This window comes from Marinobacter sp. MA, assembly GCF_048298425.1.
Lineage (GTDB): Bacteria > Pseudomonadota > Gammaproteobacteria > Pseudomonadales > Oleiphilaceae > Marinobacter > Marinobacter salsuginis.
Map to the genome: position 1 here is coordinate 1,584,634 of NZ_CP103058.1, position 16,165 is coordinate 1,600,798.

The 16,165-nt window shown below is 55.3% G+C and carries 15 protein-coding genes; 12 read left to right on the forward strand and 3 right to left on the reverse strand.

The features are described from left to right. The first annotated feature begins 7 nt into the window (after window positions 1-7). The 5 genes from NUW46_RS07440 (at window position 8) to NUW46_RS07460 (ending at window position 5,014) form a co-directional block, all read left to right on the forward strand. The gene (locus NUW46_RS07440; protein ID WP_082814038.1) at window positions 8-1,360 is read left to right on the forward strand and encodes an APC family permease; all 1,353 of its coding nucleotides are present in this window, start codon (window positions 8-10) and stop codon (window positions 1,358-1,360) included. A gap of 27 nt (window positions 1,361-1,387) precedes the next feature. Next, the gene (locus NUW46_RS07445) at window positions 1,388-1,615 is read left to right on the forward strand and encodes a hypothetical protein (RefSeq protein ID WP_048496390.1); all 228 of its coding nucleotides are present in this window, start codon (window positions 1,388-1,390) and stop codon (window positions 1,613-1,615) included. Further along, the gene (locus tag NUW46_RS07450) at window positions 1,608-3,965 is read left to right on the forward strand and encodes a heavy metal translocating P-type ATPase (protein WP_062785103.1); all 2,358 of its coding nucleotides are present in this window, start codon (window positions 1,608-1,610) and stop codon (window positions 3,963-3,965) included. The genes NUW46_RS07445 and NUW46_RS07450 overlap by 8 nt, the downstream gene beginning before the upstream one ends. Window positions 3,966-3,992: 27 nt before the next feature. Further along, window positions 3,993-4,379, forward strand: coding sequence for a DUF302 domain-containing protein (locus NUW46_RS07455; RefSeq protein WP_062785101.1), 387 nt, complete (start codon window positions 3,993-3,995; stop codon window positions 4,377-4,379). Window positions 4,380-4,555: 176 nt separating this feature from the next. Then, the gene (locus NUW46_RS07460; protein WP_062785099.1) at window positions 4,556-5,014 is read left to right on the forward strand and encodes a hypothetical protein; all 459 of its coding nucleotides are present in this window, start codon (window positions 4,556-4,558) and stop codon (window positions 5,012-5,014) included. Window positions 5,015-5,074: 60 nt separating this feature from the next. Here the strand turns inward: NUW46_RS07460 and NUW46_RS07465 are convergent, their stop codons facing one another. Then, a complete protein-coding gene (locus NUW46_RS07465) occupies window positions 5,075-6,367 on the reverse strand; it encodes a hypothetical protein (protein WP_062785097.1) in 1,293 nt (430 codons plus the stop codon). Between the two features lie 188 nt (window positions 6,368-6,555). Between NUW46_RS07465 and NUW46_RS07470 the strand changes: the two genes are divergently transcribed. The 4 genes from NUW46_RS07470 to NUW46_RS07485 are packed head-to-tail and all read left to right on the forward strand — an operon-like array spanning window position 6,556 to window position 8,984. Then, window positions 6,556-7,626 carry a YncE family protein gene (locus NUW46_RS07470; RefSeq protein ID WP_418141767.1) on the forward strand — a complete coding sequence of 357 codons (1,071 nt, stop codon included), beginning with the start codon at window positions 6,556-6,558 and terminating at the stop codon, window positions 7,624-7,626. A 41-nt stretch (window positions 7,627-7,667) separates the two neighbouring features. Next, entirely contained in the window at window positions 7,668-7,907 is a 240-nt protein-coding gene (locus NUW46_RS07475) for a DUF2933 domain-containing protein (protein WP_062785093.1), read from the forward strand. Continuing rightward, window positions 7,900-8,565 (forward strand): methyltransferase family protein, encoded by a 666-nt coding sequence (locus tag NUW46_RS07480; protein ID WP_062785091.1) that lies wholly within the window; start codon window positions 7,900-7,902, stop codon window positions 8,563-8,565. Before NUW46_RS07475 ends, NUW46_RS07480 begins: the two co-directional genes overlap by 8 nt. Continuing rightward, the gene (locus tag NUW46_RS07485; protein WP_062785289.1) at window positions 8,565-8,984 is read left to right on the forward strand and encodes a c-type cytochrome; all 420 of its coding nucleotides are present in this window, start codon (window positions 8,565-8,567) and stop codon (window positions 8,982-8,984) included. The genes NUW46_RS07480 and NUW46_RS07485 overlap by 1 nt, the downstream gene beginning before the upstream one ends. Window positions 8,985-9,479: 495 nt before the next feature. On the opposite strand, the gene NUW46_RS07490 is transcribed toward NUW46_RS07485, so the two are convergent. Together NUW46_RS07490 and NUW46_RS07495 are read right to left on the reverse strand one after the other, a co-directional pair. Then, window positions 9,480-9,719, reverse strand: a complete 240-nt coding sequence (locus NUW46_RS07490) for a hypothetical protein (RefSeq protein ID WP_062785087.1) — start codon at window positions 9,717-9,719, stop codon at window positions 9,480-9,482. Window positions 9,720-9,868: 149 nt separating this feature from the next. Beyond that, window positions 9,869-10,153, reverse strand: a complete 285-nt coding sequence (locus tag NUW46_RS07495) for a hypothetical protein (protein ID WP_062785085.1) — start codon at window positions 10,151-10,153, stop codon at window positions 9,869-9,871. A gap of 266 nt (window positions 10,154-10,419) precedes the next feature. Here NUW46_RS07495 and NUW46_RS07500 point away from each other — a divergent pair, with 266 nt between their 5' ends. The 3 genes from NUW46_RS07500 to NUW46_RS07510 are packed head-to-tail and all read left to right on the forward strand — an operon-like array spanning window position 10,420 to window position 16,108. Further along, window positions 10,420-11,688, forward strand: a complete 1,269-nt coding sequence (locus NUW46_RS07500; protein ID WP_227510563.1) for a TolC family protein — start codon at window positions 10,420-10,422, stop codon at window positions 11,686-11,688. Between the two features lie 5 nt (window positions 11,689-11,693). Continuing rightward, window positions 11,694-12,989 (forward strand): efflux RND transporter periplasmic adaptor subunit, encoded by a 1,296-nt coding sequence (locus NUW46_RS07505; RefSeq protein ID WP_062785083.1) that lies wholly within the window; start codon window positions 11,694-11,696, stop codon window positions 12,987-12,989. Next, window positions 12,986-16,108: an efflux RND transporter permease subunit gene (locus tag NUW46_RS07510; RefSeq protein ID WP_062785081.1), complete on the forward strand. Its 3,123-nt coding sequence runs from the start codon at window positions 12,986-12,988 to the stop codon at window positions 16,106-16,108. Before NUW46_RS07505 ends, NUW46_RS07510 begins: the two co-directional genes overlap by 4 nt. Window positions 16,109-16,165 lie beyond the last annotated feature (57 nt).

A 16,165-nucleotide genomic window follows, 5' to 3' on the forward strand; every position in this document is an offset into this window, starting at 1 on the left:
AGATTGAATGAGCAGGGAGGAAGATCGAAGCACTCGCTACCAGGAAGGTAGTCTCACTCTGCCAGGGACGGTGATGCTGGGTACCGGCGTCATGATTGGCGCCGGTATTTTTGCGCTGACAGGGCAAATGGCCCAGATGACCGGTGTTCTATTCCCGCTGGCCTTTCTCGCGGCGGCCTTGATTGTGAGCTTCAGCGCCTATTCCTACATCAAGATCTCCAACGCCTACCCGTCCGCCGGGGGCATTGGCATGTACTTGCATAAAGCCTACGGAAACCGGCTGCCAACGGCTTTCAACGCCCTGTTGATGTACTTTTCCATGGTCATCGCCCAGAGCTTCCTGGCCCGGACCTTTGGCTCTTACACCATGCAACTTTTTGGCGGGGATGACAGTGGCCGCATGGTGCCCATTCTTGGCGTCTCACTGATTCTGGCCGCGTTTCTGATCAATCTTCTGGGTAACCGGATGATTCAAGGGGTGGCGTCTTTCATAGGCATTCTTAAGATCGGCGGCATACTGATTTTCGGTCTGGTCGGGATCTGGATTGCCGACTCAGTCTCGGTTGATTTTTCGGAGCCCGGTGAAGCCGGAACGCTGGGCAACTTCTTGGGCGCGACCGCGTTGGGCATTCTTGCGTTCAAAGGCTTTACGACCATCACCAACAGTGGTTCGGAAGTAATAGACCCAAAGCGAAACGTTGGGCGCGCCATCGTGATTTCCATTGCCGCCTGTGTGGTGATCTACACGCTGGTGGGATTTGCCGTGGCCAGTAATTTGTCACTGGCTGAGATTATCGAGACGCAGGACTACTCCCTCGCGGCTGCTGCGCGACCTGCTCTCGGCGATTACGGTGTCTGGTTTACTGTCGCCATTGCCATGATGGCCACGGCGGGAGGAATTCTGGCCAGTGTCTTTGCTGTGTCCCGCATGTTGGCCATGCTGACGGAGATGAAACTGGTTCCTCATCGGCATTTCGGGATGCCCGGCAGCATTCAGAAACACACACTGGTGTATACCGTTGTCCTGGGTCTGATTCTGACCGCCTTCTTTGACCTGTCACGCATTGCTGCGTTGGGTATCGTGTTTTATCTGATTATGGACATTGCCATTCACTGGGGTGTGCTCCGTTATCTACGCAAAGACATTAAGGCCAACACCTGGGTGCCAGCAACAGCCATCTTGTTGGATCTTTTGGCGCTGGGCGGCTTCGTCTGGGTAAAGCTTAATACGGACCCGTTCGTCATCAGCGTGGCAGTCGTGACCATGATCGTGATTGCAGTATCCGAGCAGATTTTCCTTAAAAGATCACCGGAATCGGCGCAAGCGAAACAGGAAGAGAGTCATGCGCATCATCATTAATCTGAATCAGGAAGAGAGGCTATTGCCATGATGGGAGATAACATGTTCGGGAATACCATGTGGGCAGGCCACTGGCTGTGGATGCTGGTGATTGCCATTGTGGTGGTCATTCCGGCTTGGCGTATTTGCCAGCGCACCGGGTATCCGGGGTGGATGGGTGTGCTGATATTGATCCCCATCGTCAATCTGGTTCTGCTGTATTTTATTGCATTTGCAGACTGGCCCGCCGACAAAACAGGAGATCGCAATGGCTGAGCACCATCACGCCCATGACCACGATCACCACACCGATAAGGAACCTGGTGAGCACACCGCCAAGGATCCGGTTTGCGGCATGGCAGTGGATCCGCATACCGCGGAACACCGCAGCCAGCATGGCGGTAAAACCTGGTACTTCTGCTCGTCGCGTTGCCAGTCCAAATTCGACGAGGACCCTGAGCAGTACCTCGATTGGGAAAAGAAACAGCAAGAGCCGGTAGCGCCGGGCACTATGTATACCTGTCCCATGCACCCCGAGATTCGGCAGCAAGGGCCAGGGGACTGCCCAATCTGCGGCATGGCCCTGGAGCCCGAGCAGGTAAGCCTGGACGACGGGCCTTCGGAAGAACTCAAAGACATGACCCGCCGATTCTGGATCGGCCTGGTGCTGGCCCTGCCTGTACTGGTGCTGGAGATGGGTGGGCACCTCACCGGACTCGATCACATTATAGCCCCGCAGATGTCCAACTGGATTCAACTGGTGCTGGCAACGCCTGTGGTGCTCTGGTGCGGTTGGCCCTTCTTCGTCCGGGGTTGGAAATCCGTGGTTAGCCGTAACTTGAACATGTTTACGCTCATTGCCATTGGTACCGGCGTCGCGCTGATCTACAGCCTGGTTGCGACCCTGGCGCCGCAGATCTTCCCAGGCGCCTTCCGGCAGGAAGACGGGTCGGTCGCCGTCTACTTCGAGGCGGCTGCTGTCATCGTGGTGCTGGTGCTGCTGGGGCAGGTGCTGGAATTGCGCGCCAGAGAGAAAACCTCTGGTGCCATCAAGGCCCTGCTGGATCTGGCACCGGCGACGGCCAGAAAACTGGACGACGATGGCAGCGAATCCGATGTGTCGCTTGATCAGGTCAAGGTGGGCGACCGCCTGCGGGTGCGCCCCGGTGACAAGGTGCCGCTGGACGGCGAGGTGCTTGAAGGCAGCTCCAACGTGGATGAGTCCATGGTGACCGGCGAGCCCCTGGCGGTCAGCAAGAAATCCGGCGACCAGGTGATCGGCGGCAGCATAAACCAGCAGGGCAGCTTCATCATGCGGGCCGACAAAGTTGGCCGCGATACCATGCTGTCCCAGATTGTCCAGATGGTGGCCAGCGCCCAGCGTAGCCGCGCACCGATCCAGGGGCTGGCTGACAAGGTAGCAGGCTGGTTTGTGCCGGCAGTTATTGTGATTGCTATTGTCGCCTTTATTGCTTGGTCCTTCTTTGGACCCGCACCGCCTATGGCGTTCGGGCTGATTGCAGCGGTCAGTGTTCTGATCATTGCCTGCCCTTGCGCACTTGGCTTGGCGACGCCCATGTCCATCATGGTGGGTGTCGGACGCGGTGCTCAAAGTGGCGTTCTGATTCGCGATGCGGAAGCCTTGGAGCGTATGGAGAAGGTGGACACCGTGGTGGTGGATAAAACCGGCACGCTGACAGAGGGCAAGCCGCAAGTCACCCGGCTTGTCGCGGCCAACGGGTTCGATGACAGTAGTCTCATGCGTTATGCAGGCGGCCTGGAGAAAGGCAGTGAGCACCCACTGGCTCACGCCATACTCGATAAAGCCAAGGGCATGGACCTGAAGCTTCCGGATGCGGAAGACTTTGACTCTCCGAATGGTAAAGGGGTTACCGGTCGAATAGACGGCAAGCGGGTGCTACTTGGTAACCGCCTTCTCATGGAGTCGGAAAATGTTGACACCACGCGATTTGACGGCGACGCCGACCAGCTCCGAAAAGATGGTGCTACCGTGATTTTTGCTGCTGTCGACGGAAACGTCGCAGGGTTGCTGGCGATTGCCGATCCGGTCAAGGAAACCACCGAAGCCGCTATTTCCGCGCTGCAAAAAGACGGCATCCGGGTGGTCATGCTGACCGGCGATAACCGCACTTCAGCTGAAGCAGTTGCCCGAAAACTGCATATCGATGAAGTGGAAGCGGAAGTCCTGCCGGAAGATAAGGGCAAGATCGTCCAGCGCCTGAAAGACGAAGGCCGTGTTGTCGTGATGGCGGGTGACGGCGTAAACGATGCGCCTGCACTGGCAACGGCGGATGTCGGTGTGGCCATGGGCACCGGGACCGATGTCGCCATCGAAAGCGCCGGCATTACGCTGCTGCGCGGCGACCTGATGGGCATTGTCGAGGCGCGCCGTTTGTCTCTGGCGACCATGCGCAATATCCGTCAGAACCTGTTTTTCGCCTTCGTTTACAACTCCGCCGGTGTTCCGATAGCGGCAGGGGTTTTGTACCCGTTTTTCGGGATACTGCTGTCGCCCATTTTTGCAGCGGCCGCCATGTCGCTGTCCTCGGTCAGCGTGATTGTGAATGCGCTGCGTTTGAGGGTGGTGAAACTCGGGTCAAAGTAATGAACTTCTGAATCATTGGAGGTAGCTATGTCATACACAATCGATCGAGTTATCAAAGATGTCGATTTCGAGGACGTGGACAGAAGAGCGCGTCAGGCCCTCACTGATCACGGCTTCGGTGTGCTGACAGAAATTGATGTCAAAGCCACCATGAAGAAAAAGCTGGACAAGGATATGCAGGCCTATCGGATTCTCGGGGCCTGCAATCCTGGCATGGCGTGGGAAGCCATCGGTGTGGAGCCTCGCGTGGGTGCCATGCTGCCTTGCAACGTTATTCTTCGTGAGGTTTCGGAGGGCATTGAGGTAAGTGCAGTGGATCCATTGGCTTCCATGAGCGCCATCGATAATGACGAGCTCAAGCAGGTTGCCGGGAAGGTCAGGGATATGCTCTCTGAGGTTGTGGAATCGATCTGAAGCCGGTAGAGGCGTCGATTTGCTGCAGTGCCTGCGGTTTGCAATGGATTAGCGAATTAGCCAGGCGAGCGCATAGCCCAACTGAACACTGGAAATGCAAATAGGACTCCTCATTTGACGACGGGATACCTATTTGATGTCAGTCATATTGTGGAGAAGAAAAAAGGAAAAAAGATATGGATATAAAGACTTTTGGACAACTGATCGACTGGACGCGCGATCTGCACTCACATCTGGCGAGCTGTCTGTCCCATTGCGCAACAAAGCACGAGGAAGAACGGGCCCGTGCGCTTTTGGATTATCTGGCAGATCATGAATCGGAAATAGAGCGGATCGTGAACGAGTTTGAGCACCAAGGGGATAAGAAGGCACTGGAAACTCGGGTGTACGACTACCTGTCCCATAATCCGATCAAAACTCATCGAACCTGCGACGAGCCTTACGCGAAGCTTGATTTTGATGGTATCTGCCGGGAAGTGTTCGACTTTCATGATCAGATTATTGATCTCTACAAAACGCTGATTGGAAAAGCCGAAATTCCAGAAGCAAAAGAGCTGTTCGAATCTCTTTTGGCGATGGAGGAAAATGAGTCGATGAGACTGGCTCGTCAGGTTGGCCGAATGCAGGATCTATGAGATCCGAGCACTTTTGCTGACGGCTTAATCCCTTTGAATGTTTCCAATTGAGGCTCACCTTCACACCTCAAAGACGGGCGCAAAGCCACCTCCCGGCGTTCGAAAGTTGGTGGCCTGGCCCTGGTACACACGGGCAGCGGCAAGCAGATGTTGCCCGGCATAGGTGTACAAACGGATATCGACCTTTCTGGTGGTGACCGTGCCATCCACTCTCAGGGTGCGTTCTCCGGCCGGAACGAAGTTCTGCGCAATGTAATCACCCTTCAGGATCTCTTCGAAAACGCGGCGGGTCAGCTTTTCGCCCCGGTAGACACCCTTGCTGCCATGGCCCGCCACCGGTTTGAAAAACAGTTTACGCCGGTTGTTCCACAACTCCGCCTCATCACTTGCTGAAACCAGCAAGGTCTTCGGTACGGCTCTGTCCAGATATCCTGCCTCGGCTTCACTAAGTCCCCAGTCGCGCAGGGTATGGGCATCAGATAGCAGGGTCAGGTTCCGTTTGTCGGCCATAAGCGCATGGGCGCGGGGATTGGGCGTTACGACCGCCGCGCCGTCGAGGTAGGCGTGCCTCAGTGCCCCAAGAGCCGGGGCCTCCAAGGCAAAATCCACCAGCCGGTTGTACACCATGTCGATAGGCATGCCGTAGGCGCTTAAGGCGCCATCGAGATACTCAAGCTCCGATGGGTCGAGAATCAAGGTCTCTATGCCTCTGGCCTGGAATAACTGTTGGGCCAGCTGGAATTCCGGGAACATAAACTGGGACTTTGGCGCATCGTCCACGATGGCCAGGCGACGAGGCGTTGAGTTGCGACCTTGCCTTTGCCACTCCTGTTTAAACATGGCAAATACCGCGTCCTCGAACCCATTCAGTGCTCGGTTGGTGTCAGCGGTTTGCTGGGATGGGTCACAGCATCGGTGTTGAGCTCGGGCCAGCAGCGTGTTCAGAAATGCGCCGCCGGCGTTGGTGTTGATTTCGATTAGCTGAGGGCCGTCTGGGCCCAGGTGAAAGTCGTAGCCCATGAAGGCCCCGATGGGGCCTGGATCAAATCCGGCGATGTCCGGCGCCCAGGACAGAGCTCTTTCCTTATAGGGCGGAAGCTCGGCTGCGGATTCGATCGCCTGAACGATCCGCTCCATCGTCGCGATGTCAGCCTGGGGAACAAAAACCGGCGTGTTTGAAAAGAGATGATGGATCTCGGGAGTGGCCGGCGCCTCGTTCCCAGTGTCTGAAAACTGCTTCCGGAGGCTGTCAGTGAGCGCTTTTCGGTCAAGGGTGATGCAGTAACACTGCCGGTTGAGCTGGTCGGCTTGGGTTTTGGTTGTTCGCTGGTTTTCCTGGGGCACGTCTTGCATTGGTCGTCCAAGGTTATTGTGAATCGTTCCACCTTGATTCTGGTCAAACGGATGCATGTTTCGCAACTGTTTTCAGGCCTGTTTCAGCTTGGTGTGATGGACTGCCAAGTAATGACCATGCCTGTTCGGGATCTTGCTTACCGGGCGAGGAAATCTTACTGAAACCCTCTGACCAAAAAGGGCACGCTATGAAACATTCGTTGCGCAAGAAGTGGATTGCTGGAATTACGGCCAGTGTCGCTATGAGTTTTTCGCTGATGGTGGCCGCAGACACAAACCGGGCATTTGTTCCCATGGGCACAGCGGATGCCGTCGGCGTTATTGATCTGGAAAACCGCAAGGTGACGTCGTCCATTGGCGGCACACTGAATACCCACGGTTCGGCACTGACCCCGGATGGCCGGCATCTGGTGGTGGGTAGTTTGTCGGAGCATGATCGTCAGGAGCCGGTTAGTCGCCCCGAAGGCGTTTCAGAAGATGAACACGCCGCTCATCATGGGGGCGGGAAGTCTACTGAATTGGAAGCAGGGAGTACCGGGCTGCTCTATTTGGTGAACACGGCCACAAAGACGATTGACCGCAAACTGGAAGTGCCGGGGCCGGTGCACCATGTGCTGGTGACTTCCAACGGTCGCTATGCCGTTTCCACGCATCCTGCTAGTGGCAGTATCAGCGTTGTGGATCTGGATTCCGGTCAGTTGGTCAAAACTGTGGCGACGGGGCCGGCCCCCAACTATCTGGTGCAAACCGACGACGGCCAATCCCTTCTGGTCAGCAATACCGGTAATGGCACGGTCAGCGAAGTGGATACCGAGCACTGGTTCGTCGAGCGCAATTTGCGAGTTGGCGGCAACCCAGAGCATATGGTGCTTGCCCCCGGCAACCAGCGGCTCTACGTGAATGATGCTGCATCCGGCCAGGTTCTTGTCCTTGAGCTTGCCAAAGGCGCGGTGGCGAACCGGTACGAGGTTGGGGAGGCGCCCCATGGCGTTGGCTTGAGCGCAGATGGCCAGACCCTCTATGCCACGAGCCAGGGCGGCAACCAGGTGGTCCGGATTGAGCTAGCCAGCGGCGCCCGCCACACCAGGCCGCTGGCTCCTGCGCCCTATCATCTTGCGGTCTCTCCCTACGATGGCCAGCTACTGGTGACCAGTCGGGCAGAGAACAAGCTTTGGGTGCTCGACCCGGAATCCCTCGATGTGGTTGATGAGATCGCGCTGAGCGGCATAGGCCATCAGATATCCCTTGAGGCCCATTAGTACCCTGTTCTGACACTGGCTTTTTCGCAAAGGAACCGCTCATGGATCGACGCTTTAAAATTACCTTGGCAATGTTTGCCGTTATCGCACTGGTTCTACTCTGGGGAGAACACAAGGTTCATCTGCTTGGCGCCTTGCCCTGGCTGATACTGCTTGCTTGTCCGCTGATCCATATTTTTATGCACGGAGGGCACGGAGGGCACGGAGGGCACGGAGGACATGGAGGACATAACCACCAGGCAGAGAAACCGGGAAAGAGTGGAGAGCAGCGTGATGACTGATGGTGCATCGGATTATGGCCTTTGGAGCCTAGTGGTGCTGAATTCGGCGATTTTCATATTCTTCGCCTTCAGTTTTTTCAAACCGCAGACCCGCCGGGACTGGCGTTCGTTTGGTGCCTTCAGCGCGTTTCTGGTGGCACTGTTCACCGAGATGTACGGGTTCCCGCTGACGCTCTACTTCCTCTCCGGCTGGCTGCAGAGCCAGTATCCCGACGTGAACTGGTTGGCTCACGACAGTGGCCACTTGCTGGAAATGCTGTTTGGTTGGAAGGGTTCCCCACACTTTGGGCCGTTTCATCTCTTGAGCACAGTGTTTATTGGCCTCGGGTTTTATCTGATTGCGGCTGGCTGGCGTACCCTGTATGCCGCGCAAAAGGCAGGGCAGTTGGCCACATCCGGCCTGTATGCCCACGTTCGCCACCCCCAGTATTCCGGCTTCGTGCTCATCATGTTCGGTTTTCTGCTGCAGTGGCCAACGCTGCTGACGCTGGCCATGTTCCCGGTGCTGGTGTGGATGTACTCGCGCCTGTCTATTCACGAGGAGCGTGAAACAGAAAAAGCGTTCGGCTCCGATTGGCGGGCCTATGCAGCCAGAACTCCCCGTTTTATTCCGCAATTGAGGAATTTGAGGCGCAAGGAAATCGAGGAACAAGAATGATGCATGGGGCAACTATCTCAGTAGGCGTTCTTGCAGTCGCACTGATCAGCGGCTGCGGTAAACAGGCGGTGGATGACCGCTGGTACACACAGGCTGAGGTCGAGCGCGGCGCAGTGGTGTTCGACGACAACTGCGCAAGCTGCCATGGCGGCAATGCCCAAGGCGCTTTCAATTGGAAAAAGGCTCTGAAGGATGGCTCTTACCCGCCGCCACCGCTCAACGGAACAGGCCATGCCTGGCACCATTCCTTCGACACGCTGATGGGTACAATTAGTCAAGGTGGCGCCCCCATGGGTGGGAAAATGCCGGCCTTCGCAGACGAGCTCTCCAGGGACGATCAAAAAGCCGCTATCGCCTATTTCCAGAGCAAATGGGACAAGCGGATCTATGAGGCGTGGTCTGAAAGGAGTGGGCTCTGATTTCTCTGGGTAATCAGACGATTAACTCAAGGAGCCAGTGTATGAAATGCTTATGGGTGGTGGCTTTTCTAAGTGTTTTTCCGGGCAATGCGCTGGGTGGTGCGCCCTCGGCGGAATCATTGATTGAGGGGATGGAGGCCACCCTGTGGTCGGACAGCAACCACGGCCGTTTCACCATGCGTATCGAAACCGAATTCTGGACCTGGAGGCCTGGATGGTTCGGCAGGTTTAAGATGGAATTATAGCGAGTTATTGTCGGTAGTCACATGGACAGGCACAGGGGTACTTCCTCTTGCACAATGGGTTTTCTTGCCACTGATAACGGTCCTGGTTGTCAAATGGATGTTTCTTGGATGGTTGACTCTGAGAGCCAAATGAAGAAGCGCCGTGGAAGTGAAATAAAGTATCTTCTGGATGTTAAAAATTGAATAAATAGTCGACTGTCGTTCTAAGAGACAGTCGACTACTGATTTTGCTCTGACGTTCTGGAATTATTTAAGTATGATTGTGATGTGCATTTCTACCTGATCTTATTTCTTGTTGATTGATATTTGACCCCTTCATATCTTTTTGAGATTGCATGTATTTCATACAGGTCATCATTCTGGTTTTCGTGTCGACTGTTTTGTTCGGGTAAGTGCGCGCTTCATTAATCCGATCGGCCAATCCTGAATTGGCAGTGGCCATGGTAGAAAATAAAGTGGCAGCTGCGGCAGCGATAATGATTTTTTTCATGATGCTCTCCTTAATTGCCTTAAACCGTTCAATAAATTCAGTTCAGTTTCAGTTTTCTGTGATTTACTTGAGCGTGATCAGGACGTCGACTGCTCGAAGCCCGAGCCAGCCGACGCTTGCGTCTCCACGAGTTGACTTTACCGCAGGGATTACCCTGCGGTATTTTTTTGCCTTTGTTTCAGAGCTTTGTGATAAGCCCGGCCTTCTTCCGTCATCATTTGCACGCGAGCCTCAAAGCCCCCTTCGGACATCGCATTACGTGTCATGTCTCTGTGTAAGCGCTGCATCTCTTCATTCTTAAGTATTTCTTCAATGGATGATTTGTCCATCATTTGGCTGTGCATGGCCTTCATGTCCTTACTGTCTGACATGTTTCCGGCGAGTACGGACGTTGAAACAGTAACTGCTGCTGCAAATATAAGTAAATTTTTCATTTTTACACCTCCTAGTTGGTTGGTGATTTAATTAAAACATCGGTTTCTGAATTGATCCTGAAAGAAACAAAATAATTTAAAATAAAGGGAATTTTTTCAATAATAATAGTATCTTGATATAAATCAAATTGTGCATTTTCGTTCTGCAATTCAGTTTGGTTTCAGATAAGCGCTATAAGATTGCGATTCAGAAACATTTCAATGGAGATATAACGTTGTCCATTCTTCCTCACCTTATAAAGCCGGCCTTTCTCGGTGCTCTGGTTTTGACCAGTTTGCCCGCTTGGACGGCAACCAGACTTGAGTTAACCGGCGCGATTGATGCGGCCATCGAGAACGATCCGTGGCTGCGTCAGAGTGTGCAGATGCAAGATGCTCTGTTGGAAGAAGCTGTTGCCGATGGGGCACTCCCGGACCCCCGGATGACGCTTGGTGCCGCGAATTTGCCCACGGATACTTTCGATACCGGACAGGAGGCAATGACTCAGGCCACCATTGGATTTACCCAGCGAATTCCGCGAGGTGATAGCCGTCAGCTGGCCAGTGAAAAAAAGCAGGAAATGGCAGGCGTTCAGCCTTTTCGGCGCGAGAACCGCCGGGCGCAGGTCATGGAATCGGTAGCGCATCTCTGGCTTGAGGTCTGGCGAACCCAGCAAAGCATCGAACTGATTGAAGATAATCGTGCTCTGTTTCAACAGTTAGAGGATGTCGCAGAGGCTGGGTATACCTCAGCAAGCATGGGTTCCAGGCAGCAGGATGTTATCCGTGCCTCGCTGGAACTGACGCGACTTGAGGACCGGCTGACGGTGCTGCATTCGCAACAGGCATCGAACCGCGAGGCGCTGGCAGAGTGGATAGGCCCGGACCAAGCCAAGCTGGCTGTCAGTAAAGATGTACCCAACGAGTTGCTGAGAGTGTTTCCTCTGGGCTGGGCTGAAACATCCGCAGAGGCACTGATCCGTCATCCGTCAATCCGCGCGACTGATCAGTTGATTGATGCCCAGAGTGTTGACGTTGACCTGGCTCGCCAGGCCTACAAGCCGGAATGGTCAGTATCTGCACAATATGGATACAGGGAGCGGGCACCAAACGGTCAGGACAGGGCCGACCTGTTTTCTGTAGGCATTGGCTTTGATCTCCCGATCTTTACAGGCAACCGGCAGGATCGAAAACTGAATGCATCAGTGGCGCGACTGGAGGCGGCAAAAACAGAACGTATTTTGCAGATCCGGGGACTTCAGGCCAAAGCCCGTGCGGCCGTGGCCCGGATCGAACGACTGGATGACCGCATAGAGCTCTATGAACAGACCCTGCTGCCGCAAATGGAGGCGCAGGCAAGCGCAGCATTGACTGCTTACAACAACGATGACGGCGACTTCGCCGAAGCGGTACGAGCGCGAATTGCAGAGCTTAATACCCAGGTTGAATTGATACAGATGATGGCCGAGCGGGCCAAGAATCTGGCGAGTTTCCGTTATCTGACGTCCGACACTTCCGACATACCTTCCTTTTCACTGAATCGTTACCAGGACTGACCATCATGGCTAATTTTGCTCGCCCTTTGGGCTTTGTATTGCTCGGCGGCCTCGCCGGTGCAGGGGCCACGTACTGGCTTGACACTGGCGCGACTTCGACGCCTGCAGCTGAAATGACTGCTTCTGGCCAAAAGGAGCCGCTGCATTGGGTAGCCCCGATGGACCCCAATTTCAAAAGTGACAAACCCGGAAAATCCCCGATGGGGATGGATCTAATCCCGGTATACGAGGAGGGTGGGTCAGCTGAGGATCCAGCCGGCACGGTCCGAATTTCACCAACGGTCGTCAACAACCTTGGGGTTCGAACGGAGCCGGTGATTCAGGGGCGCCTGCCTAACAACATTACTACCGTAGGCTACGTGCAGTACAACGAAGACGAGATGGCCCATGTGCACCCTCGTGTTGAAGGCTGGATCGAAGCGCTTTATGTCAAAGCCGAGGGCGAGCCTGTTGAGCAAGGCAAGCCTTTGTACACGCTTTACTCGCCCACCCTTGTGAATGCGCAGGAAGAACTGCTTCTCGCGATGAACCGTGGCAATCAGAGACTGGTTGATGCTGCTACCGAGCGATTGTTGGCGCTGAACGTACCGGCTGGTCTGATCGGCCAACTGCGCCAAAACCGCGAAGTGCAGAGAACCATGACGGTTTACGCTCCGGGTTCCGGGGTGATCGAGAATCTGAATGTTCGTGAGGGTATGTTCATCAAGCCCGGAAACCGGGTTTTATCGATTGCCGCGCTGGATGAGGTCTGGGTGATCGGCGAAGTGTTTGAAAGCCAGCTTTCCGCCGTAGAGGCTGGTAACCGGGTGCAGATGACACTGGATTACATGCCCGGTCGCGAGTGGCGCGGAAACGTGGATTACGTCTACCCCGAAGTGAACCCGAAAACCCGAACGGCGCAAGTGCGGATGCGCTTTGATAACGATGATGGTGTCCTGATGCCAGGCATGTTCGCTCGCCTGGATGTTCAGGGCGAACGGGGACAGCGGCAGTTTCTGGTGCCACGGGAGTCGGTCATCCGCACCGGACAGAGCGACCGACTGGTTCTGGCGATGGAAGAGGGCGCCTTCAAGTCGGTTAACGTGACCGTTGGGCGCGTCGGCGACAAGTATGCGGAAATACTCAATGGCCTCTCGCCAGGCGACACGGTGGTCACATCCGCCCAGTTCCTGATCGATTCGGAATCCAGCAAAACCTCGGACTTCCAACGGATGTCATCCCCTCAGGATATGGATGAGCAGGGGATGGATCATGAAGGCATGGATCACAGCACCATGAGCCATGGCGGGGGCGAGTCATGATTGCCGCTATTATTCACTGGTCTATTCGTAACCGCTTCCTGGTGTTGCTGGCGACGTTGCTTATCACAGGGCTCGGCCTTTATTCGCTGAAACAAACGCCGGTGGATGCTCTGCCGGATCTGTCCGATGTGCAGGTCATTATCAAAACCAGTTTCCCGGGCCAGGCGCCGCAGGTGGTGGAAGACCAAGTGACCTACCCGATGACGACAGCCATGCTCTCGGTACCGGGCGCGAAAACGGTCAGGGGATACTCGTTCTTCGGTGACTCCTATGTTTACGTGATCTTCGATGAAGACACCGACATGTACTGGGCCCGCTCCCGGGTACTGGAATACCTGTCCCAGGTTGCGCCCAGCCTTCCAGACTCTGCAAGGCCTCAGCTCGGGCCAGACGCTACCGGAGTTGGCTGGGTTTACCTGTATGCGCTGGTAGACCGCACTGGGAACCAGGACCTAAGCCAGTTGCGCAGCCTGCAGGACTGGTTCCTGAAGTACGAACTGCAAACGGTGCCGGGTGTCTCTGAGGTGGCTGCGCTAGGCGGTATGGTGAAGCAGTACCAGGTCAAGGTCAGCCCGGAAAAACTCAGGGCGCTGGGAATTCCTCTGGCTCACATCCAGAACGCCATCAAGAGAGGCAACCAGGAAGTGGGCGCCTCCGTCATCGAGATGGCCGAGGCGGAATACATGGTGCGCACGTCTGGCTATATAAAGTCCCGTGAGGATCTTCTGTCGATTCCATTAGGACTCAATGACAACGGTACCCCCATATTGCTGAAAGATGTGGCCACCGTTGAAGTTGGCCCGCAGATGCGGCGTGGGGTTGCCGAACTGAATGGGGAAGGTGAAACCGTCGGCGGTGTTGTGGTGATGCGCTTTGGTGAGAACGCTCAGGCAACCATTAATGGCGTGAAGGCGAAACTGGAAGACCTGAAATCCAGTTTGCCTGAAGGCGTCGAGGTGGTGACGGTTTACGATCGCTCTGGTCTGATTGAGCGGGCGGTCAATAATCTCGGCTTCAAGCTGCTTGAAGAGTTTCTGGTGGTGGGCCTGGTGTGCATCGTCTTCCTGTTCCACGTGCGCTCGTCGCTGGTGGCGATTCTCAGCCTTCCGGTGGGTATTCTGGCTGCCTTTATCGTCATGCACTGGCAAGGCATCAATGCCAACATCATGTCACTCGGGGGGATTGCCATCGCTATCGGCGCCATGATTGATGGTGCTATTGTAATGATCGAGAACATGCACAAACACATGGAGCGAACCCCGTTAACGTCTGAGAACCGATGGGAAGTCGTTGCACGGTCAGCCTCTGAGGTCGGGCCCGCGCTGTTTTTCTCGCTCCTGATCATTACCGTCAGTTTTGTGCCGGTGTTTGCCCTGGAGGCGCAGGAAGGGCGGATGTTTTCTCCCCTGGCGTTCACCAAAACCTACGCCATGGCGGCGAGTGCGGCCCTGGCGGTGACGCTGGTGCCGGTGCTGATGGGCTATTTCATTCGCGGCAAGGTGCTGCCGGAGCACAAGAACCCCGTGAACCGCCTGCTGGTTGGCGTTTATATGCCGGTTCTGAAGCTGGTGTTACGCTTCCCGAAAACGACGGTTATTGCTGCGTTGCTGGTATTGGCTGTGGGCCTTTGGCCAGCCACCAAAATCGGCAGTGAATTCATCCCGCCACTGGATGAAGGCGACCTGATGTACATGCCCACCACCTACCCGGGCATCTCCATTGGTAAGGCTCGGGAACTGTTGCAGCAAACGGACAAGCTGATTGCCACCGTACCCGAAGTCGAAACCGTGTTCGGCAAAGTGGGGCGGGCGGATACCGCTACCGATCCGGCGCCATTGACGATGATCGAGACCTTCATCCAGCTCAAGCCGAGGGATCAATGGCGGGAAGGCATGACCACCGAAAAGCTGAAGCAGGAGCTCAATACTCTGATTCGGTTCCCGGGGGTAACCAATGCCTGGGTTATGCCGATCATCACGCGCATCGATATGCTGGCAACGGGTATTAAAACGCCGGTGGGCATCAAGATTGCCGGTCCGGACCTTACCGTCATTCAGAACATCGGTAAACGCCTTGAGGAAGTCATGGTCGACATCCCCGGTACAGCCTCCGTTTACTCTGAGCGAGTCGCCGGGGGTCGCTACATCAAGGTGGATATTGATCGTGAGCGTGCCGCTCGTTATGGGCTGAATATCGCAGATGTTCAGCAGGTAGTGGCCTCCGCTATTGGTGGCATCAACGTTTCCAGAACCATCGAGGGGCTTGAGCGCTACCCAATTAATCTGCGCTACCCGGAAGATTACCGGGATTCGCCCGAGAAGCTGGAGCAACTGCCCATCGTGACCGCATCCGGCCAGCGCATTGCCCTGGCAGATGTGGCGGAGATCGGCGTGGAGGATGGCCCGCCGGCCATTAAGAGTGAGAATGCCCGCCTGAACGGCTGGACCTTTGTGGATATTGAGGGTGTCGACGTAGGCACCTATGTTGAACAGGCCATGGTTACCGTGAGTGAAGAGCTGGATCTACCTCCCGGTTATTCAATCAACTGGTCTGGTCAGTATGAGTACATGCTCCGTGCGAAGGAAAAACTGACCTATGTGGTGCCGTTAACGCTGGCCATCATCGTCATCCTGCTGTTTCTTAACTTCCGCCGTTTTGCCGAAGTGGGGATTATTATGGGCACGCTACCGTTTGCGATGATCGGTGCTATCTGGCTGATGTATCTGCTTGGTTATAATTTTTCGGTAGCCGTCGGTGTCGGTTTCATTGCGCTGGCCGGCGTTGCGGTAGAGATTGGGGTGATCATGCTGGTGTATTTGAATCAGGCTTATAACGCAATGCTGGAAACGTGTGATGACAAAGGGCTGACGCCAAGGCGAGAAACCCTCCGCCATGCCGTACTACACGGTGCCGGTATGCGGGTTCGGCCAATCATGATGACGGCGGCCGCCATTATCGGGGGGCTTGTGCCCATTATGATTGGCACCGGTACAGGGTCGGAGGTGATGGGCCGGATTGCGGCACCTATGGTGGGCGGTATGATTTCCGCTGTCATTCTGGCGCTGCTGGTGATTCCTGTGCTCTTTTATCTCTGGAAACAGCGAACTCTTGGTGAGTAACGCCGATAGCAAGGTGCCAAGATTCGGCCTGGCACCTTGCTATCACGTCTTTACCGG